This is a genomic window from Lysinibacillus sp. FJAT-14222, from assembly GCF_001278875.1.
Classification (GTDB): domain Bacteria; phylum Bacillota; class Bacilli; order Bacillales_A; family Planococcaceae; genus Lysinibacillus; species Lysinibacillus agricola.
In genome coordinates this window covers 273,698-293,240 of record NZ_LIYL01000010.1, presented here as the reverse complement: position 1 = coordinate 293,240, position 19,543 = coordinate 273,698, and the positions used below count along the sequence as shown (strand labels likewise).

20 protein-coding genes are annotated in these 19,543 nt (G+C 38.0%); 11 read left to right on the top strand and 9 right to left on the bottom strand.

Annotated features, from left to right (window positions below; genetic code table 11):
* Positions 1-213: 213 nt before the first annotated feature.
* Positions 214-1,332: a response regulator gene (locus AN161_RS05295; RefSeq protein WP_053593317.1), complete on the top strand. Its 1,119-nt coding sequence runs from the start codon at positions 214-216 to the stop codon at positions 1,330-1,332.
* A gap of 473 nt (positions 1,333-1,805) precedes the next feature.
* Here AN161_RS05295 and AN161_RS05290 read toward each other — a convergent pair whose 3' ends face one another.
* Together AN161_RS05290 and AN161_RS05285 are read right to left on the bottom strand one after the other, a co-directional pair.
* The gene (locus AN161_RS05290; RefSeq protein WP_053593316.1) at positions 1,806-2,453 is read right to left on the bottom strand and encodes a response regulator transcription factor; all 648 of its coding nucleotides are present in this window, start codon (positions 2,451-2,453) and stop codon (positions 1,806-1,808) included.
* A gap of 12 nt (positions 2,454-2,465) precedes the next feature.
* The gene (locus tag AN161_RS05285; RefSeq protein ID WP_053593315.1) at positions 2,466-3,581 is read right to left on the bottom strand and encodes a GAF domain-containing sensor histidine kinase; all 1,116 of its coding nucleotides are present in this window, start codon (positions 3,579-3,581) and stop codon (positions 2,466-2,468) included.
* 194 nt (positions 3,582-3,775) lie between these two features.
* Between AN161_RS05285 and AN161_RS05280 the strand changes: the two genes are divergently transcribed.
* The 4 genes from AN161_RS05280 (at position 3,776) to AN161_RS05270 (ending at position 7,876) form a co-directional block, all read left to right on the top strand.
* Entirely contained in the window at positions 3,776-4,201 is a 426-nt protein-coding gene (locus AN161_RS05280) for a disulfide oxidoreductase (protein ID WP_053593314.1), read from the top strand.
* A 54-nt stretch (positions 4,202-4,255) separates the two neighbouring features.
* On the top strand, positions 4,256-5,092 hold the full coding sequence (locus AN161_RS05275) for an RluA family pseudouridine synthase (RefSeq protein ID WP_053593313.1): 837 nt from the start codon (positions 4,256-4,258) through the stop codon (positions 5,090-5,092).
* Between the two features lie 240 nt (positions 5,093-5,332).
* Positions 5,333-5,509 carry a hypothetical protein gene (locus AN161_RS29460; protein WP_158002977.1) on the top strand — a complete coding sequence of 59 codons (177 nt, stop codon included), beginning with the start codon at positions 5,333-5,335 and terminating at the stop codon, positions 5,507-5,509.
* A 192-nt stretch (positions 5,510-5,701) separates the two neighbouring features.
* Positions 5,702-7,876: a 5'-nucleotidase C-terminal domain-containing protein gene (locus AN161_RS05270; RefSeq protein WP_241774505.1), complete on the top strand. Its 2,175-nt coding sequence runs from the start codon at positions 5,702-5,704 to the stop codon at positions 7,874-7,876.
* Positions 7,877-7,935: 59 nt separating this feature from the next.
* On the opposite strand, the gene AN161_RS05265 is transcribed toward AN161_RS05270, so the two are convergent.
* Both AN161_RS05265 and AN161_RS30095 read right to left on the bottom strand, forming a co-directional pair.
* Positions 7,936-8,766 carry an aldo/keto reductase gene (locus tag AN161_RS05265; RefSeq protein WP_053593311.1) on the bottom strand — a complete coding sequence of 277 codons (831 nt, stop codon included), beginning with the start codon at positions 8,764-8,766 and terminating at the stop codon, positions 7,936-7,938.
* A gap of 84 nt (positions 8,767-8,850) precedes the next feature.
* The gene (locus AN161_RS30095; protein WP_198926840.1) at positions 8,851-9,027 is read right to left on the bottom strand and encodes a hypothetical protein; all 177 of its coding nucleotides are present in this window, start codon (positions 9,025-9,027) and stop codon (positions 8,851-8,853) included.
* 368 nt (positions 9,028-9,395) lie between these two features.
* Between AN161_RS30095 and AN161_RS05255 the strand changes: the two genes are divergently transcribed.
* The gene (locus AN161_RS05255) at positions 9,396-10,157 is read left to right on the top strand and encodes a hypothetical protein (protein WP_143114613.1); all 762 of its coding nucleotides are present in this window, start codon (positions 9,396-9,398) and stop codon (positions 10,155-10,157) included.
* Between the two features lie 156 nt (positions 10,158-10,313).
* A complete protein-coding gene (locus tag AN161_RS05250) occupies positions 10,314-11,159 on the top strand; it encodes a VOC family protein (RefSeq protein WP_053593308.1) in 846 nt (281 codons plus the stop codon).
* Positions 11,160-11,433: 274 nt separating this feature from the next.
* On the opposite strand, the gene trmL is transcribed toward AN161_RS05250, so the two are convergent.
* Both trmL and queG read right to left on the bottom strand, forming a co-directional pair.
* Positions 11,434-11,907, bottom strand: coding sequence for a tRNA (uridine(34)/cytosine(34)/5-carboxymethylaminomethyluridine(34)-2'-O)-methyltransferase TrmL (gene trmL, locus AN161_RS05245; RefSeq protein WP_053593307.1), 474 nt, complete (start codon positions 11,905-11,907; stop codon positions 11,434-11,436).
* Positions 11,908-11,921: 14 nt separating this feature from the next.
* Positions 11,922-13,052 carry a tRNA epoxyqueuosine(34) reductase QueG gene (queG, locus tag AN161_RS05240; protein WP_053593306.1) on the bottom strand — a complete coding sequence of 377 codons (1,131 nt, stop codon included), beginning with the start codon at positions 13,050-13,052 and terminating at the stop codon, positions 11,922-11,924.
* A 59-nt stretch (positions 13,053-13,111) separates the two neighbouring features.
* Here queG and AN161_RS05235 point away from each other — a divergent pair, with 59 nt between their 5' ends.
* The 3 genes from AN161_RS05235 (at position 13,112) to AN161_RS05225 (ending at position 14,952) form a co-directional block, all read left to right on the top strand.
* Positions 13,112-13,801: a phenylalanine--tRNA ligase beta subunit-related protein gene (locus AN161_RS05235; RefSeq protein ID WP_053593305.1), complete on the top strand. Its 690-nt coding sequence runs from the start codon at positions 13,112-13,114 to the stop codon at positions 13,799-13,801.
* 14 nt (positions 13,802-13,815) lie between these two features.
* Positions 13,816-14,325 (top strand): hypothetical protein, encoded by a 510-nt coding sequence (locus AN161_RS05230; RefSeq protein WP_053593304.1) that lies wholly within the window; start codon positions 13,816-13,818, stop codon positions 14,323-14,325.
* Between the two features lie 354 nt (positions 14,326-14,679).
* Entirely contained in the window at positions 14,680-14,952 is a 273-nt protein-coding gene (locus AN161_RS05225) for a hypothetical protein (RefSeq protein ID WP_053593303.1), read from the top strand.
* Positions 14,953-15,328: 376 nt separating this feature from the next.
* Here the strand turns inward: AN161_RS05225 and AN161_RS29455 are convergent, their stop codons facing one another.
* Positions 15,329-15,481, bottom strand: a complete 153-nt coding sequence (locus tag AN161_RS29455; RefSeq protein ID WP_158002976.1) for a hypothetical protein — start codon at positions 15,479-15,481, stop codon at positions 15,329-15,331.
* A gap of 902 nt (positions 15,482-16,383) precedes the next feature.
* On the opposite strand from AN161_RS29455, the gene AN161_RS05220 reads away from it, so the two are divergent.
* Complete coding sequence (locus tag AN161_RS05220) at positions 16,384-17,970, top strand: catalase (protein WP_053593302.1); 1,587 nt, start codon at positions 16,384-16,386, stop codon at positions 17,968-17,970.
* A 96-nt stretch (positions 17,971-18,066) separates the two neighbouring features.
* Here the strand turns inward: AN161_RS05220 and AN161_RS05215 are convergent, their stop codons facing one another.
* On the bottom strand, positions 18,067-18,468 hold the full coding sequence (locus AN161_RS05215) for a cytidine deaminase (RefSeq protein WP_053593301.1): 402 nt from the start codon (positions 18,466-18,468) through the stop codon (positions 18,067-18,069).
* A gap of 51 nt (positions 18,469-18,519) precedes the next feature.
* Complete coding sequence (locus AN161_RS05210) at positions 18,520-19,422, bottom strand: LD-carboxypeptidase (RefSeq protein WP_053593300.1); 903 nt, start codon at positions 19,420-19,422, stop codon at positions 18,520-18,522.
* Positions 19,423-19,543: the final 121 nt, after the last annotated feature.

The following is a 19,543-nucleotide window of genomic DNA, read 5'->3' as shown; positions in this document are numbered from 1 at the left end:
CAAGCTAAACATAATCCTGTACGAGACGATAGCGTAGGAGGCTCGATGCTCGCTCATGGAAAACGGAATACAGAGCGCTAAATCTTAGTGTCAAATTTTTAATTTTATGTGAAATTCACTTTTTAGTGCCCTCCCTATATGCGGGAAGCCTTTTCAAACACAATCAACTAGAGTTTAATGTTTTCAATTTAATTGTAAAAAGGAGATTTTGATGTGATTCGAGCAGTTTTAATAGACAATGAACCTTTAGCTTTACACTATTTTCAAAATAAACTACAAGCATTTCAGCAAATAGAGGTAATCCAAACTTTTACAAGTGTAAGAGTATTTTTAAATGAGCTATCAACAATAGAATTTGACGTCATTTTTTTAGAGGCAAAGTTGAATGAACTAACTGGGCTTGAATTAGCTGATATTATCAAAACTGATCGTCCACATGTTAGTGTTATTTTTATAACCTCATATCAGGAATTTGCTTTACAGGCATATGAAATCGGGGGGCTTGACTACTTACTTAAACCAATTAGCCATGCTCGTTTAGAAAAGACTATTTCTCGTATTGAGCATGAATATTCCATTCAACAAATGATTCAGCAAGCTTCGAGAACTATGTTAAATGTACAATGCTTTAATCAATTTGCCGCATATAGTAACAACAGCTTAGTGGCCTTCAAAACGGAGAAAACAAAGGAGTTATTTGTATATTTTATTTTACATCCAAATATTCCAATTCATCGCGACTATTTAATCGAAATTCTATGGCCTGATTTAGAGTATGTTCGAGCAAAATCGAACCTTCATACCGCTCTTTCTTATTTAAGAAAAACCTTAAATAATATAGGTTATGTAAACTGTATTATCTTTTCAAATAAATACTATATCTTTGAGAAACCGAACATTCTTTGTGATTTATATGATTTCCAAAGATATTATGATGATTTCACAAAGTTAGAATTTCCACCAATTTCATTAATCAATCAATGTCTCTCTATTTATAAAAATGGACTGCTCATATTTGATGATTATGAATGGGCTACTGCCTATAAAGATAAGCTGACTAAATCATACATAGATTTATTAGAAAAAGGTTTTCAAGCAACTGTACTAACGGATACTGATAAGGCCTTTAATTTTTTAAACGGCCTTTTAGAGTTTGATCCATATAATGAGCAAAAACTTGAGCACTATTTACACATGTTAATAAATGCAGGACTTCATGATCATGCATACAAAATATTTCTCGCCTATGAGCAAAAACTAAAAGATGAACTAGCACTTTCACCAAGCTCTACTTTAATAGATATTTCCAACAAATTTTTTATTCAAAAATAAATAAAGGTTTCAACGACGGGCTCCTATGAACTCGTCGTTTACATATTTTTGCATATTTTTCAATAATCCATTCTCATTACCATAACGTGGGGTTGATTTCCATTCCGACTAGGCGTTTTCCTGTGGGCGTCCGATGAGCCGCTTGGGCCAACACGATGTTTTTTTGTGCGAAAGCGTAGCGACAGCAGCGTGTTTTGTCTGTGCGAAAGCGTAGCGACAGCAGCATGTTTTGTCTGTGCGAAAGCGTAGCGACAGCAACAGCACGATGTTGGTCACGAAGGCGTTATCACAGAACGTGATGTTTTTAGCCTTTGTTCCCCTACTGGCTCCAGGGTCTCATCTGTGACACTGAACCCCCAAGGAGTCGCCAAGCCTCCACTCCAATCAACTTATATGCATGGCATATGTTTTAACAAATAGCATCCCCTGTTTTTGGTCATGAGCCATAATCTGTACTAATAATTAATTAGCTTTTACATACCACTACCCTCTGTCAGCCCGTGCTTTACAGCATAAAGAGCCGCCTGAGTACGATCCTGTACTTGTAGCTTCGTGAAAATATTAGAAATATGGGTTTTCACTGTTTTTTCTGTGACGAATAAGGAGGACGCAATTTCGCGATTACTTTTCCCTTTTGTGAGCTCTGCAAGCACATCCTGTTCACGAGGTGTTAGTGGATTTAATGCATGAGGCGCATTTTTAGATTCTTGACGGTCCATTTCAAGAGTCGTTGTTGCTTCTGGGTGTAATGTATTTTCGCCTCGCATAATACGGCGAATGGACAATACCAATTCATCAGGCTCAATATCTTTCAACTGATAGCCTGCTGCTCCAGCCTCCATAGCTGGCACCACATGATCACGGTCTGAAAAGCTTGTAAGCATTAAAATTTCTATTTGCGGAAACTTAGCTTTGATGCGCTTCGTTGCCTGTATACCATCCATTTCAGGCATTACTAAGTCCATGAGTATGATATCTGGCTGTATACTTTCCGCTAAAGCTACTGCCTCCAGTCCATTTTTCGCTTCTCCTACAACTTCAATATCTTTCTGTGTTTTTAAGAAAAATAATAATCCACGACGCACTACATGATGATCGTCTGCGATTAATACACGTATCATTCTCTTCCCCCCTTAATATGGCAAGCGAATTAACAGCTCTGTTCCTCTGCCAATTTCACTAACCCAGTCAGCTGTACCACCAACTGATTTCGCACGATCCTTTATCGATTGCAAGCCTATTGAAAGTAGCTTAGTGTTGTTATCGATGACGAAGCCTCGTCCATCATCTCGAATAACAAGTAAAATATCTGTAGAAGTGACCGTAATATAAAGTGCCGCTTCTAGCACACCAGCATGACGACGAACATTATTAAGTGCTTCTTGTGCTACTCGAAATAAAGTTTCTTCAATACGTGATGGGAATTGTAGTACACCTGAGACCGTTACATGAAGCTTTAAGCCAAGCATTTCAGCATACACCTTTATCGCTTCAAGTAAACCATTTTCTAATCCTTTTGGACGGAGCTGCCAAATGAGAGCACGCATTTCTGTTAAGGCATCCTGTGTTAAATGCTGAATCTCCTTAAACGTCTCCTTCACATCACTATCGTTTGTCATTTCAATACCAGCTCTCGCCGTTAACGTAACGGAAAACAAGAGTTGATTAACAGAATCATGTAAATCTCGCGCTAACCTGTTGCGCTCTTTTACGAGTGCCATTTCTTGCTCTTGCTTTGTTAGTAAAATACGCTTTATAGCAGAACCCATCTGAAATGCTACTGATTCTAATAATGCTAGCTCCTCCTCTGAAAAACGTACGGTATCCTTTGATGCAACATTTAAGACACCAAAACGCTCTTGTCCCGATTGAAGCGGCACTGTTGCATGATGTGTAATGCCTTCGTGATCGCCAACATTAGCTGCTATTGCACTTTCAATTCGTTGACATTCAATAATATTAGAAGCTTTTTTTAATTCCTCATTACGATAGCGGGAAACACACCAACAGCCTCCCTTTTTTAAATAATGGCAATTTTTATACTCCAATGCTTCTGGTAAATTTTCATGGACAACAAGCTCTGAACGCCCTTTTTCATCGATAAAAAAAATCCAGCCAGTTTCAAAATTTGTACCATTTAAAAAATTTACAAGCGCTCCCTTTAACATCGTCACTATTTCAGTTTCCTCATTTAATAACTCTGCAATCTCTTTTAAAATACTGATATTGGAATGCTCATTCTCCTTCACAAAAACACCTCTTCTTTGGCATTACTAATTTTAATGATAACATTTCAAAGTCTGGAACGTCTGCCTTAGCCATTCATACTTTAGACCGAAATTCTTGATAAAACTATACCTTATTTTGGGTAAGTTAATTTACATATAAAACTAGAACAACTATAATCGAACAAGTACATGGTTATATTAAGGAGAGAATTTAAATGTCTAAAAAAGAGGAAAATGGCTTATTATTTATTTGGATAGTTTCTGTCGTTGCAACACTAGGTTCCTTATACTTTTCTGAAATCCGTCAATATGAGCCGTGTAAAATGTGTTGGATTCAACGTATTTTCATGTATCCAATTGTCATTATGACAACTATTGCCTTTATCCAAAAAAATGCACGTATTGCTGTAACAACAGCTGTTTTTGCCATTATGGGTGGCAGTGTATCACTTTACCATTATGGAATTCAAAAGCTTAGTTTTTTAGCTGAAACTGCTCCTTCTTGTGGTCTTGTTTCATGTACTGGTCAATATATAAACTGGTTAGGCTTTATCACAATCCCATTTTTAGCGCTAACTGCATTTATTTTAATTGCAGGGGCAAGCTTCTATGTAATGAAGGCTGCTAAAACAGCAAATTGATTAAGAGACCGTGTTCTACAATAGGAATACGGTCTTTTCTACGGAGGAAGATATATGTTTCATTATGAAATAAATACAAATAATTTGACAGTCGAGGAACTATTACGCAATCATTGGCGACTCGGCAAAAAGCTAGTCCATGAACTGCGTATGGCAAAGGCTATCACAACAGTTGACGGAGAGCCTATTCAATGGAAAGATCCACTACAGGCAGGAACTATCATAAAATTTACATTCCCTATTCCGCCATCCAATTATCAACCGACACCGGTGTGTGCAATAGATGTCGTTTATGAAGATGACCACTGCTTGATTGTCTCTAAACCAAAAGGCATGTCGACACATCCAAATGATGCACGTGATACCCACACTTGTATGAATCATGTTATGGCACATATTCAAGAGCAAGGTGGCACTTATGCAGAGCATGTCCATCGATTAGATAGAGGAACACAGGGTTTATTACTTGTAGCAAAGCACCCATTAGCAAAATCAATCTTTGACCGTATGATTGAGGAAAAATCCATTATTCGAACATACGCTGCAGAGGTACAAGGAAATTTACGTTCTTCATCTGGCACAATTGCCGAAGCTATTGGGAAAGACCGACATCATGCAACAAGACGTGTCGTTTCTAAAACTGGACAGCATGCAGTTACACACTATGAAGTTGTAGCTCGCTATAAAAGCTCTTGTGTCGTCCATCTAATTCTTGAAACAGGGAGAACACATCAAATTCGCGTACATTTAGCACATATCGGTCATCCGATTATTGGAGATACAATGTACGGAGCAAGAGAAACGGCAAGTGATGATTACGAGCTCCATGCTATTCAATTGGAATTCGAGCATCCATTTTTAAATAAGCAAATCGTTGTAAAGGATCAGTAATAATTATTACACTGCACTTCCAGCTAACAATTGGGGGTGCAGTTTTTTATGCCTTTTTATATAAGTTGACTGAAGTGGAGACTGGGCGACTCCTTGGGGATTAGTGTCACAGATGAGACCCCTGTAGCGAAGCGAGTAGAGGAACGAAAGCTAAGAGCATCACGTCCTGTGATAACGCCTTCGTGACCAACCTCGTGCCACTGACGCTACGTTAACACTACACTTTCGCACAGCAAACACTTGTTGGCCCAACGCCCCCAGGAAGCTCTGCTCTGCGCGAAAGCGAAGCGGCAGCGGCAAATGTTTTATCTGTGCGAAAGCGAAGCGACAGCAACAACAAATGTTTTCTGTAGCGAAAGCAAAGCGGCAGCTACAAAGCGCCAAGTCGGAACGGAAATCAACCCCACGTTATGGTGATGAGCCTTTACTTCAATCTATTTACTTATAATTCTAAAAAAGTATAAATATATTATTTACAATTTCTTCATCTATTTTTTACAGTAAATTTAATATACATTTTCCATTATTGGTAATGACGGTAGATTTTTTTCATGATAGAATAAGATTAAATTGTCAGTCATCTGACATATTATGAGGGGGAATTCATTGATGAAATGGGTTAAAAGTATTGCAGCAACAACTCTAGTTGCGAGTTTACTAGCTACACCTGGTTTTGCTGCACATGCAGCGGAAGCAACACCTACAGCTACGAAAGACGGTTTTAAATTAACAATTCTACACTCAAATGACACGCATGCACACGTTGAGGATGCTCCAAAGCGTGCAACAAAAGTAAAAGAACTTCGTGCTGCAAATGCAAACTCACTTCTTTTAGATGCTGGTGATGTTTTCTCTGGTACTTTATACTTCAACGAATTTGCTGGAGAGACTGATATGAAGTTAATGAACTTAATGGGTTATGATGCCATGGTATTTGGTAACCATGAATTCGATTTAGGTTCAAGCCCAGAAGGACATGCTGCACTTGCGAAATTTGTTAAGGGAGCAGACTTCCCATTATTAGGAACAAACTTAGATTTTTCAAAGGATTCTCTATTTGATGGCTTACAATTCAAAACAGTCACAAAAGACTTTGAAAAAGGTAAAATTTATAACGGCATTATTAAAGAAATCGATGGAGAACAAGTAGGTATTTTTGGCTTAACAACAGAAGAAACTCCTTCCATTTCAAGCGTTGCTAACGTCCAGTTTGCAAACTATATCGACTCTGCGAAAAAAGCAGTAGCAGATTTTGAAAAACAAGGTGTTAACAAAATTGTCGCATTAACACACATAGGCTTCGATGACTCAGTAGATTGGGATAATGACCAATTACTAGCGAAGGCTGTAGAGGGCATTGATGTGATCGTAGGTGGTCATACACATACAAAATTAGACAAGCCTGTGAAAGCAGAAACGCCATTTAAGAACCCTACAATTATCGTTCAAACTGGCCAATATAGCGAAAATTTAGGTGAATTAGACCTAACATTCGACGATAACGGTGCCGTTGTTGATTACTTCGGTCAATTACACGCTTTAACTGATAAAGAAAAACCTGTAGAGGCTGATGCTGAAGCTACAGCACTTTTAGCACCATATAAAGAACAAATTTCAAAAATCTTAAATCAATCAACAGGCAATACAGCTGTTTCACCACTAAATGGCGGTCGTAATCTTTGGGGCGTTCGTGCTGGTGAAACAAACCTTGGTAACTTAATTGCTGATGGTATGCTTGCTGGTGCTAAGAAAATTGACCCAGAAGTACAATTTGCCTTCCAAAATGGTGGGGGTATCCGAGCTGGTATTGACGCTGGAGATATCACTGTTGGCGAAGTTATGACAGTAATGCCATTCGGTAATGCACTTGGTATCGCAAAATTAACAGGTGCTGAAATCTATGAAATTGCTGAACATAGTGTGAAAGAATTCCCGAAAGAATCAGGTGGCTTCCTACACTTCTCTGGTTTACAAGTAGAGTTTGACGGAAAAGCACCAGCTGGTAAACGTGTGAAATCTATTAAATTAAATGGTAAAGAACTTGATAAAGCAGCCTATTATAAAGCGGCAACAAATACATTCACTGCTAAAGGCGGAGACGGCTACGATACACTGAAAAAAGTTTATGAGGACGGCCGTGTAAGTGAACCTGGTACGATTGACTATGAAATGTTTATCGAACACTTAGATACACTGAAAAAAGTTGATCCAAAAGTAGAAGGACGTATTATCGCAACCATTCCATTTACAGATATCGCAAAAGGATCAGAAACAGAAGGCTATGTTCGTGATCTTTATTACCGTGATTTAACAAACGGTATTTCTGCAACAACATATTCACCAAACGCAAACTTAACTCGTGCACAAGCTGCATCATTTATCGCACGTGCCTTAAAGCTTGAAGCTAAAGGCCAAGCAACATTCTCGGATATTGCGAATGTAAATGCTGCAACACAAAAAGAAATTGTAGCACTTGCTGAAGCTGGAATTGTTCAAGGTACAGATGGTAAATTTAATCCAAATGCGAAAGTAAAACGTTATGAACTTGCATTAATGTTTACTCGTGCATATAATTTACAACATGATGCTAAATCTGGTTTAAAAGCTGATTTCAGTGATATTTCACAATACAATGCTGAAACACAAAATGCAATTGCATTGATGCAGGACTTAAAAATCGTTAGCGGTGCAAACGGCAAATTTATGCCTGGTAACAACGCTACACGTGCGCACATGGCAAAAATGCTTTCTAACTATATTCCTTTTGTAAAGGAATCTAAATAATTTAACATGAAAATCCCGCTTCTCTAAGTAGAGAGCGGGATTTCTATTTCACTGAGTACTTAAAAATTAAATTTAAAATTATCTGGGTCCTGCCCAAATCGTTCATTGCGATTTAACACAGCTATTTTATCCATTTGAGCTAATGTTAATTCAAAATCAAAAATCTGTGCGTTTTCCTCAATACGACTAGGTGTTACAGATTTCGGAATAATAAGTGTATCATTTTGTAAATGCCAGCGAAGCACTACTTGAGCAGCTGTCTTCCCTATTTCGCGACCAATTTCCATAATCGTTGGATTATCAAGCACACCACCACGACCTAGTGGAGACCATGCAGTAACAGCAATTCCATGCTCACTACAAAATGCTCTTAATGCGTCTTGCTGTAAATATGGATGCACCTCTACTTGATTAACCATTGGTGCAATATTTGCTTTGCCTAATAGCTTTTGCAGATGATGCTCATGGTGATTCGAGACACCTGTTGCACGAATTAATTTTTCATCATATAAACGTTCAATTGCTCTATATGTTTCTTCGAATGTTTCAGGTACTGCCCAATGGGTTAAATATAGATCTAAATAATCCATATTTAACTTTTTCAATGATACTTCAAAGGCACGTAATGTTTCATCATAGCCTTGGTCATTATTCCAAACCTTCGTCGTAACAAAAATATCCTGACGTTTAACGCCAGAATGACGAATAGCTTCCCCCACCTCAACCTCATTACCATAAAGCGAAGCCGTATCTATAGCTCGGTAGCCATATTTAACAGCTTTATCAATAGCCTGCAAAGTCTCATCACGCTCTGTCATTTTATAAACACCTAAGCCAAAGCGAGGCATTTCCACACCGTTTGCTAATGTTTTTGTTGCTTGTAAATTCAAGAATAACAACCCCTTTCTTTTCCTAGTTCCATTATACAAAAAATTGGTTTTAAGAAACATAAGGAAAATTTTCGGGGTCATTTCTTATTGTTCTGTTGCTTCCTCTTCATAATCATCTACTTGGATAGGGTCTGGAATTCGGTCGTCTTCTACAAGCTCTTGACCATCACGCAAATGCTCCATCTGCTTACCTAAATCCTGCAAATCCTTAAAATTTCTAGCCATTGTACCGTTTTCGATATTCGGAACCTTTTTTTCCATTTTCATCACCTCTCTTACAGTTTTCCCGAAATAGTTATTTCTGAACCATTTCTGACATATTTTATTCCGCTATGTCGTTTCATTTTTATAGTAGATAGGCTATACTAAAAAAAGATGTCTTTATAAACATGAGGAGGGTTCTTCCATGAGTTTACTATTAATTATTGGTGTAACTGTTGCATTCTTAGCTGCTATTTTCACTGCTGGTTATGAAGGCGACTACAGATCAGAGAAATAATACCTCAAGAAAATCACTAAGCATATATTCATGCTTAGTGATTTTCTTATTGTTGAATAACTATTAAATTAAGGAGTGTGTCCGCTTATATTGTTGTTCTGCTCTGTGCGAAAGCGAAGCGTCAGCAACAATGTTTTATCTGTGCGAAAGCGAAGCGTCAGCAACAATGTTTTATCTGTGCGAAAGCGAAGCGTCAGCAACAATGTTTTATCTGTGCGAAAGCGAAGCGTCAGCAACAATGTTTTATCTGTGCGAAAGCGAAGCGTCAGCAACAATGTTTTATCTGTGCGAAAGCGAAGCGTCAGCAACAATGTTTTATCTGTGCGAAAGCGAAGCGTCAGCAACAATGTTTTATCTGTGCGAAAGCGAAGCGTCAGCAACAATGTTTTATCTGTGCGAAAGCGAAGCGTCAGCAACAATGTTTTATCTGTGCGAAAGCGAAGCGTCAGCAACAATGTTTTATCTGTGCGAAAGCGAAGCGTCAGCAACAATGTTTTATCTGTGCGAAAGCGAAGCGTCAGCAACAATGTTTTATCTGTGCGAAAGCGAAGCGTCAGCAACAATGTTTTATCTGTGCGAAAGCGAAGCGTCAGCAACAATGTTTTATCTGTGCGAAAGCGAAGCGTCAGCAACAATGTTTTATCTGTGCGAAAGCGAAGCGTCAGCAACAATGTTTTATCTGTGCGAAAGCGAAGCGTCAGCAACAATGTTTTATCTGTGCGAAAGCGAAGCGTCAGCAACAATGTTTTATCTGTGCGAAAGCGAAGCGTCAGCAACAATGTTTTATCTGCGCGAAAGCGAAGCGTCAGCGGCAAAACGCCCAGTCGGAACGGAAATCAACCCCTCGTTTTGCCGAAGGACACCCTCAGTTAAAACGTCTCAACATTCATAAGGATTTCCTTGATTTTTTAGAGAAGAACCTCGTTGGTTACTTCTCTATTTTTTTGGAACAATATAATTACTTGACTTTCTGCACTTTATAAAATACACTTACTTACATAAAGTAAGTTGATGATTAAAGATAACTAATATTCGGAGGTAATTTACTATGCATTTTCATGAAAAACCTAACACATATGTCACAAATGTTGAAATTAAAGTGAGTGATCTACAGCGTTCATTAACTTATTATCAAGAGGTAATTGGCTTTACAGTTTTACATCAGGAATCTCATAAAGCAACTTTAACAGCAGATGGCAAAACAGCTTTACTGACAATCGTCCAACCCGAAACAGTAGAAGAAAAAACGAGCTTAACAACTGGACTTTATCATTTTGCAATCTTATTGCCTACTCGTCGTGATTTAGCAAATATTATTACTCATTTCCATAACAATGGCGTGTACTTCGGTGCATCTGACCATGATGTAAGTGAAGCACTTTATTTAAGTGATCCTGATAAAAACGGCATCGAGGTTTATGCTGATCGCCCTGAAAGTGAATGGACATGGCATTTTGATCAAGTGCATATGGTTACTGAACCTCTTAAAGTTCATTCTATATTAGAGGAAGGTGATGGTAGATGGGATGGTCTACCTACTGATACGGTTATGGGGCATATTCATTTATCAGTTTCTAATTTAGCTGCCGCAGAGGAATTTTATACAAAAGGATTAGGATTTGAGATTGTCACTCGCTATGGTGCACAAGCTTTATTTATCTCAACTGGCCGCTATCACCATCATATCGGTTTAAACACTTGGTACTCTGAGAACGCACCAAAACTTGGTGAAAATCAGGTTGGCTTAAAAACTTTTTCACTACGTCTAGATAATGAAGAGCAAGCAGCAACAATGAAAGAAAATCTCCGTGCAATCGGTACACCAGTTACTGATATAGATGGGGGATTCCAAACTGAGGACCCAGCAGGTAACGTTGTTTTATTGAAATTTTAAAGTGATGTGACGTACTATCCGTCGGTTTGAGGGGGTATATCCGTCGCTTGTCGGGTTTTATCCGGCGCTTGTGGTGTTCTTTCCGGCGCTTGCCGGACTATCCGGTGCTTGCGGAGCTCTTTCCGGCGCTTGCCGGGCTATCCGGTGCTTGCGGAGCTCTTTCCGGCGCTTGCCGGGCTATCCGTCGCTTGTCGGGTGCTTTCCTTCTCTTGCCGAATCCCTTCACGTCTAACGAAAAACAAAAGCAGTTCCCCTCTATGGGAGAACTGCTTTTTTAATGTAATCCAGGATATCCTTGTTGTCGTAATGCCTCATAAATAACTATGGCAGCTGTATTCGATAGATTGAGTGAACGAACATGCTCACTCTGTGGAATTCGTAAGCACATATCTTTACGCTCATACGCAAAATCCTTTGGCAAGCCAGTCGTTTCTTTTCCAAACATAAAGTAAATATCACGATCTTTATCACTAAAATCATGTGTCGTAAATGGCTCTTCACTATATGTCTCAATTAAATAAACGTCGCCATTTTTGGATGTCTCTAAAAAATCCTCTAGCGAATCGTGATACACGACATTGACACTATGCCAATAATCTAAGCCGGCACGTTTTAGCATTTTATCGTCTGTGGAAAAGCCAAGAGGACGAATTAAATGTAGCGAGGTATTTGTTCCTGCACATGTGCGTGCAATATTTCCTGTATTCGCTGGAATTTCTGGTTGATATAAAACGATATGCAATGGCATAACGGTACACTTCCTTAACTAAAAAATTGTAAACCTTTATTAATTTCTACGAGTACTTCCTCGTCTTGTTCTTTTACTTTTGCTTCAAGTAATGCAGATTGAGCCTGTTCCCCACCTATTTTACCTAAAGCCCATGCTGCAGTTCCTCGAATAACAGGTCGTGTATCCTTTTCAAGAAGTGCTACTAAATCTGGTATGGCAGCTTCTTCTTTAAAATGGGCAAGTGCCAAAATAGCATTGCGTTGAATTGGCTTTTTCCCCCGCCATGAACCAGAAACATGTCCAAACTTTTCTTTAAAGTCACGATTTGAAATTGTTAAAAGTGGTACAAGTAATGGCTTTGCAAGCTCTGGATCAGGCTTAAATTCCTCATGTATCCAGTTAATCTTCCCCTTATTCTTTGGACATACGGTCTGGCATGTATCACAGCCATACAAACGATTACCAATATGGGTACGAAACTCATCAGGTAGCATTCCTTTAGTTTGCGTTAAAAAGGCTATACAACGCTGAGAGTCTAGCTGTCCTCCCTCGATTAACGCGCCAGTTGGACAAACATCTAAACATAAACGGCAATCCCCGCATTCATCCTCCATAGGCTTATCAGGGGCAAATGGGATATTCGTAATAAGCTCTCCTAAATATACATAAGAACCGAACTCAGGCGTAATAATCGAGCAGTTTTTCCCGCTCCAGCCTATCCCTGCACGTTCTGCAACTGCCCTATCTACAAGTGCACCCGTATCAACCATTGATTCAATACGTACACCTTCTACTCGCTCTTCAAGCCAAGCAGATAATAACTTCAATCGTCCGCGTATTGCTGTATGATAATCGACACCCCAGGAAGCACGACAAAAAATCCCGCGTCTTGCTCCCTTTTTGCCTACAGGTGCATCTTGCATACGCGACGGATAGGCTACAGCGATCGCCACAATACTTTCTGCTCCCTCTAACAATTGTAAGGGTTCTGTACGTTTTTTTATATCACTTTCTTCAAAGCCAGACTGATAACCAAGTTCTTGCTGGCGGCGCAGTCTATTTTTCATTTCAGTAAAAGGAGCTGCTGTTGTAAAGCCAATTTTGTCTACACCAATGGACATTGCATACGCCACAAATTCACGTTGTAGGTCATGTATGTTCATTTTATTTCCAACTCCTTACATGGTACAATAATAGAAATAGATAAAGTAGGTGATGTTTTATGGAAATTTCAATTAATCAGTCTCTATTGACACAACATCCCGAGCTAAAAATCGGCATTATCCATTATACCAAAATTGTCGTTGCAGAATCTCCTCAAATGATTAAAGGTCGCATGCAATTGTATCAGGAGAACCTCTTTTTAGAAATGCAAGATAATCCTGTAACGCAACGAGAGGGTATCGCAGAATGGCGACAACTATGGAAAAAGCTTGGTGCAGATCCGAACCGCTATCGTCACTCAGCAGAAAGCTTAATGCGCCGAATTAGTAAGCAAAATTATTTAACACCCCTTCACTCTGGTGTTGATTTAAATAATTTTTTCTCCCTCCAATATGAAATTCCAGTAGGCTTATATGACGTAGCTAAACTACAAGGAAATATAGAAATCGCACTTGGCAACGAGGAAACTGGCTATGAGGGCTTAAATGGTCGTTTTAATGCATTAAAAAATATCCTTTATAGCTGTGATACCGAAGGAGCATTTGGGTCACCATTTGTCGATTCTAAACGTACGTCTGTTTCAGAGGAAACGACCGAGGCTCTACATATTTTCTACCTCCGCCCAGCATTGTCAGAAGAAAGTGCGGAAGAGCTTCTTGCATCTGCTGGTAAGATGTTTAACCAAATTCATGGCGGCGATTATAAAATGGCCCTATTAACAAACGCAGCACCATCTACTACACTGTAAAAGGACGTGTTTTCATGATTAATCTTGCAGAAGCTGTTAAGCTAAAAAGTATTTTAGCCAAAAAAGTTCAAGAGCTCGTTAGCGAATTACATCGTAGCGCTTTTGTAACCGTTGAAAAAGGGCAAGCTCCTAAAACGAGTAATCGTGCAATGAAAGTAATTGAAGCTGAGTTAGCTCAAGTACGTCTTGATATCCGTACTTTAGATCGTTTAGTATATGAAGCAAATATAAAAAACTTAGTAGACTTTAAAGGCGAAAAGCTAGCATTGGTTGAAGCTATTGAGCTCGCAACACAACTCCGCGCTGATGCCGAGCTTTGCAAACAGTTTAGTATGCATGAAAAAGAAAGTGTACGCATGGGTTATGGTGAAAATACAATGCTTTATGAAATTGCTATGTATGAGCCAGATGAGTATCGTGAACGTGCCATTACACTAGAAAAAGATGCACATAAATTATCAAATCTTATCAATGCAAAGAATTATAGTGTTGAAATTAACTTCGATGATTCTCGTTATTTCTAATCTCGGGGCGGTGAGACTCCAAACCGAGTTGGATGTGCTGTTTTCAAAACTAGCTTTTTGAAGCTAACTTAACTAAACCAATGACAAGTTACCTGTTACTGTATGACCAATGACTAATAACCAACTATAAGCAATGGCCATACTCAAACAACTTGACAATTATTTGAAAACGCCATCCAATAGCTCTCTTACACCTTGTGTAGGAGAGCTTTTTAATGTATTTTAGCAATATGTAGAATTGACCTTTTCGTGAAATTACTTCCTCATCTAGGTTAGGATTCTGAAACTCTCAACATATACCGAATTAAATTTCAGACTAATCAGATAAAAGACAAAGAGGATGTGGACTATACTATGTTAAGAAAAGGAATGCGTTTTCAAATGTCATTGATGTATTGGATTATACTATTAGCGATATTTATAATTGTTAGTTATAAAAACTTATTCTTTGATTGGTCGATACAAAACTATTTAACAAATGAATTTGAATTTGAAATTTTCGGCCGCTATGCATTTATATTATTTACAAGCTTTCTAGAATCATTTATTTATATTTTAATGATTCGATTTTCTATTTTCTTACTCAATAAAGCTTTTGCAAAAACCACAGCAGCCAAAAGTGAGTAATCGGCTCACTTTTGGCTCTTCTAAATTAGAAAGGCATTTAATTACCTCATCTTGATTTTACAAATAAAGACGCAATACAGATTATAAAACCTGTTACAAAGGCAATTAGTTGATCTACTAATAATTCATCATGAAGAAACCACCTTAACAAAAAGATTCCACCGAAAATTAACATGATTAATAATCCAACATATTTTAATCCATTATGTAACATTTTCTATCTCCTTCTTTAAGTAATTTTTTTTAGCATAGATGATATGTACTTTTATATTGCAATTTATAACCCAGAGAGAGATAAGGATTATGGTCCTTATCAAGAAAAGAGTTAGAAAAAGAGAAGAGATTCATCTTGCTAAAAGGCAAATAAAAAAGAGTGTTAATTTTCACTCTTTTTTATTATATCATTTAACTCTTTTATTTCTTTTTCTAATTGCACTAGCTTTTTCTTTAAAACATCAAATTGTGAAGCTGTATAAGTTGCTAAACCTAATCCCATCATAGCAATTGAAAATACAAATATTGTCGACATAATTTACACCTCATAAAAGTGATCATAAAAATATTGAGCAACTAAAGAGCATAATGTAACAGTAATCCTATAATCTCCAATTCCTATAAAACTTGAAATCCGTATAGGAAAATATAAAACAAAAAGAATTGGAAGTCGAAAAGCGATAGCTGCAACAGCATCGATTCCTACAAAAATTTCTTTGGTAACTAGGTTAACGCAGTGCATCTTTTTTATTAGTTGTTCAGAAGACACCTCTATAAAATCAATATCTTCTCTAATTGTTTGAAATTCAATTAAATGAAACCAATCTAAACGTTGAATATTTTTTTTATTTTAATGCACAAAGGACACCAACTATCGTAGAGAACTAGTAATTTACTCATGGTTAATCATCTCCTCTTTATAATAAATTAAAGTCATCCCTCGCTTTTAAAATTAATTTTAATCAAAATGAAAAGTGTTAATAGTACGAAAATCCCCACAACGAAAAACCATCAGCAATGATCACCATGAAGCCCTTATCCCAAACTTGTTAATAACCGTAACATTAATTTCGGAATTTTCAAAATAACCTTTCGCAGGTTTATAAACATATTTTGATAATCCACTTAAAATGAATGAACAAACAAACTTCATTAAAGATTAATCTGTTTCTAACAATAAAAAGAGAGATGTATCGCTTACTTGATACATCTCCCTGACTGGCTTGCATTATTCTATACCCATGCAACCATATATCTATTTTTAAAAATACTAATACCAATATCAAAATAGTCAAAATCAACATTTTCAAATTTTTGAGCATATATTGATAATTCACTTTCGTTGACTCTAACTCACCTCGTATGCAGAAGGTTTTTTCATGTCTAGTTCTCCCCTAATATGGACACAATGGCTATATCAAAGAAAGGGGTTATACAATGACAAAACAACATGATTCAACAGACGAGCATGACATGACATTGACAAATCGACAGGGGCATCCTATTACTAACAATCAAAATATACGAACTGTCAGTAATCGAGGACCTGCAACCCTTGAAAACTATGATTTTATAGAGAAAATAAGTCACTTTGACCGCGAAAGAGCTCCTGAGCGCGTTGTTCATGCTCGAGGTGCAGGGGCACATGGCTATTTTGAGACATATGGTGTAGTCGGGGATGAGCCTATTTCTAAGTATACGAGAGCAAAAGTATTTCAGGAAAAGGGGAAACAGACGCCTGTTTTTGTGCGATTCTCAACTGTTATTCATGGTGGACATTCGCCAGAAACTTTACGTGATCCACGAGGCTTTGCTGTAAAATTTTATACTGAGGATGGTAACTGGGATTTAGTCGGCAATAATTTAAAAATCTTCTTTATCCGCGATGCTATGAAGTTCCCTGATATGATTCACGCCTTTAAGCCTGATCCGATTACAAATATTCAGGATGTTGAACGCTTTTTTGATTTCTGTGCAAGCTCTCCAGAATCCTTCCATATGGTGACATTCATTTATTCACCTTGGGGTATTCCCGCTAGTTATCGAATGATGCAAGGCTCTGGCGTCAATACGTATAAATGGGTCAATGGCGAAGGTAAAGCCGTCCTTGTAAAATATCATTGGGAACCTTTACAGGGCATTAAAAACTTAACACAAAAAGAAGCGGAAGAAATCCAAAAGAAAAACTTCAATCATGCTACACAGGATTTATATGATGCGATTGAAAATGGGGATTATCCTGAATGGGAGCTTAACGTTCAAATTATGGAGGATGGTCCACATCCAGAGCTTGATTTTGATCCATTGGATGATACGAAGCTTTGGCCTAATGATCAGTTCCCATGGTATCCAGTAGGTAAGATGGTGTTAAATAAAAACCCAGAAGATTATTTTGCTGAGGTCGAACAGGCCACTTTCGGTACAGGTGTACTTGTGGATGGATTGGATTTCTCGGACGATAAAATGCTACAGGGTCGTACCTTCTCTTACTCTGATACACAGCGTCATCGTGTAGGTGCAAACTATTTACAGCTCCCTATCAATGCTCCTAAAAAACGGGTAGCAACCAATCAAAACGGTGGTCAAATGCTGTATAAGCGTGATTTAGCTCCAGGGCAGAATCCTCATATAAACTATGAGCCTTCGATGTTAAATGGTTTAAAAGAAGCTACTCAACCGGGTAAAGAATATACACCACTCGTGGAAGGCAATCTCGTTCGGGAAACCATTGATCGTCAAAGTAATACGAAGCAAGCTGGAGAAACATATCGCAATTTTGAGCAGTGGGAGCGAGATGAGCTTCTCGAAAATTTAATTCGCGATTTATCAGTCTGTAATACTGCTATTCAAGAGGCGATGATTGCATTAGCGGAGGAAGCAGATGAGGAATATGGTCGCTTGTTAAAAGAAGGATTACAAAAAGCTCAAAAGGATTCATCTTCATCAAAGCCGCTCGGTAATATTGATGGTGATGAAGCGCCTAAAGATGCAGTAGATAAGGGGCATGATGCAGAGCCTTATTAAATCAAAAAGACATTACATATTTTTACACCAAATATGTAATGTCTTTTTTAAGTAGCAAAAGTTATTCCTCATTACAATAGATAAAAACCATTTTAATTATTTTTCGTATGCTTTATACCAATGATATGGTTGTATTTCTTTCAGCGTTTTAAATATCAATTCACCATTCGGATTAGTGATAGCCGCTTTTACATTTTCACCCCAATAAAAAAGCCTTTCTTGACATACACCACAAGGAGTTAACACAGTCAATACAGAATTTTCGTTTTCTCTGGCAACACAAATACTATGAGTAACCTTCGTATTAAGTTTATGCGCTTCAAGTATTGCACCAGTTTCCATGCACAATTCAGTAGATGCATTAATAACGTCTGGTGCTACGCTCGTTAAAATCTGATCATCTTCAGTATACATTGCTGCAGCACCACCCCAACCAGAAGGGTATCTTTTTTCGATCAATTCTACCGCCGACTGATATAGTTTTTGCTCAATATCCATCTTCTCCCCCCCTATTTTTAATCAATTTAACATAACATAGAATGCTTGTTTTTAATGCACACCAGGCAAAATCTTCAGTACCTTTTCCTGTGCATCTAAAACAGCATCTACCCCTAATGGAATAGCAATATTCGTTGAATCATGGCCAATTTTAAAGCCTGCTACAACTGGAACGCCTAAATCCGCAAAGTATTCCTTCATTAAAGTATGTAGTGCCGCTTCATCCGCTCCTGTTTGCGTAAAGGAACCGATCATAACACCTGCTAATTGCTCAAGCTTTCTCGCTTGCTTTAATTGCTGCAGCATCGAATCAATATGTGAAATCGTCTCAGCAAGCTCCTCTATCAGTAAAATTCTACCTTCTGTGCGAACTTCAAATTTTGTGCCTAATGTGCTGACAAGGCGACGTAAATTCCCTCCAATAATCTGACCACGAGCTACACCAGGTGCAATCATTGTTAATGGGGAAATATCCTCCGTATACTGTATTTCCATCGGTGAAAATAGCTGTAAAAACATTTTCTTTGATACATCATCTAGTCTTCCTACAGACATAAGTAGCGGTCCATGAAACGTTACTAAATTAGCATATTCATTAATAGCGCAATGTAAATATGTAAGATCTGAAAAGCCCCAGAATATTTTTGGGTTTTCCTCGAGAAGTCCGTAGTCAATCTTTTCCGCAATCCGTGCAGAGCCATAGCCACCTTTAACACAAAAAATTGCCTTTACCTCTGGATTGCTAACCATCTCATGAAAATCAGCCAGACGCTCCTCGTCACTGCCTGCTAGATAATCGTGCTGTGCCTGAATGGTATCCCCAATAATATATTTAAGACCTAAATCGTCTAGAAAGGACATTGCATCCCCTAGCATTTCAGGCTTCACTAGACTTGATAAAGCCACAAGACCAACTGTATCACCTTTTTGTAAATATGGTACGGTGCTTTTCACCCTAATCCCTCCTTTTGTTTTCCTTATTCTAGCATATAGATAATATTGTAGCATTGATTAATAACGAAGTTAGTGCCTATAATTGACAATAATAGTCTATCTTTAAAGGAGTTATTGCTTC

Coding starts and splice junctions, on each gene's coding strand:
- AN161_RS05275 (WP_053593313.1), top strand. CDS start 4,256: ATGTTTCATTATGAAATAAATACAAATAATTTGACAGTCGAGGAACTA.
- queG (WP_053593306.1), bottom strand. CDS start 13,052: ATGAACATACATGACCTACAACGTGAATTTGTGGCGTATGCAATGTCC.
- AN161_RS05270 (WP_241774505.1), top strand. CDS start 5,702: ATGAAATGGGTTAAAAGTATTGCAGCAACAACTCTAGTTGCGAGTTTA.
- AN161_RS05250 (WP_053593308.1), top strand. CDS start 10,314: ATGCATTTTCATGAAAAACCTAACACATATGTCACAAATGTTGAAATT.
- AN161_RS05230 (WP_053593304.1), top strand. CDS start 13,816: ATGATTAATCTTGCAGAAGCTGTTAAGCTAAAAAGTATTTTAGCCAAA.
- AN161_RS29455 (WP_158002976.1), bottom strand. CDS start 15,481: ATGTCGACAATATTTGTATTTTCAATTGCTATGATGGGATTAGGTTTA.
- AN161_RS05280 (WP_053593314.1), top strand. CDS start 3,776: ATGTCTAAAAAAGAGGAAAATGGCTTATTATTTATTTGGATAGTTTCT.
- AN161_RS05235 (WP_053593305.1), top strand. CDS start 13,112: ATGGAAATTTCAATTAATCAGTCTCTATTGACACAACATCCCGAGCTA.
- AN161_RS05220 (WP_053593302.1), top strand. CDS start 16,384: ATGACAAAACAACATGATTCAACAGACGAGCATGACATGACATTGACA.
- AN161_RS05290 (WP_053593316.1), bottom strand. CDS start 2,453: ATGATACGTGTATTAATCGCAGACGATCATCATGTAGTGCGTCGTGGA.
- AN161_RS05215 (WP_053593301.1), bottom strand. CDS start 18,468: ATGGATATTGAGCAAAAACTATATCAGTCGGCGGTAGAATTGATCGAA.
- AN161_RS05255 (WP_143114613.1), top strand. CDS start 9,396: ATGTTTTATCTGTGCGAAAGCGAAGCGTCAGCAACAATGTTTTATCTG.
- AN161_RS05225 (WP_053593303.1), top strand. CDS start 14,680: ATGTTAAGAAAAGGAATGCGTTTTCAAATGTCATTGATGTATTGGATT.
- trmL (WP_053593307.1), bottom strand. CDS start 11,907: ATGCCATTGCATATCGTTTTATATCAACCAGAAATTCCAGCGAATACA.
- AN161_RS30095 (WP_198926840.1), bottom strand. CDS start 9,027: ATGGAAAAAAAGGTTCCGAATATCGAAAACGGTACAATGGCTAGAAAT.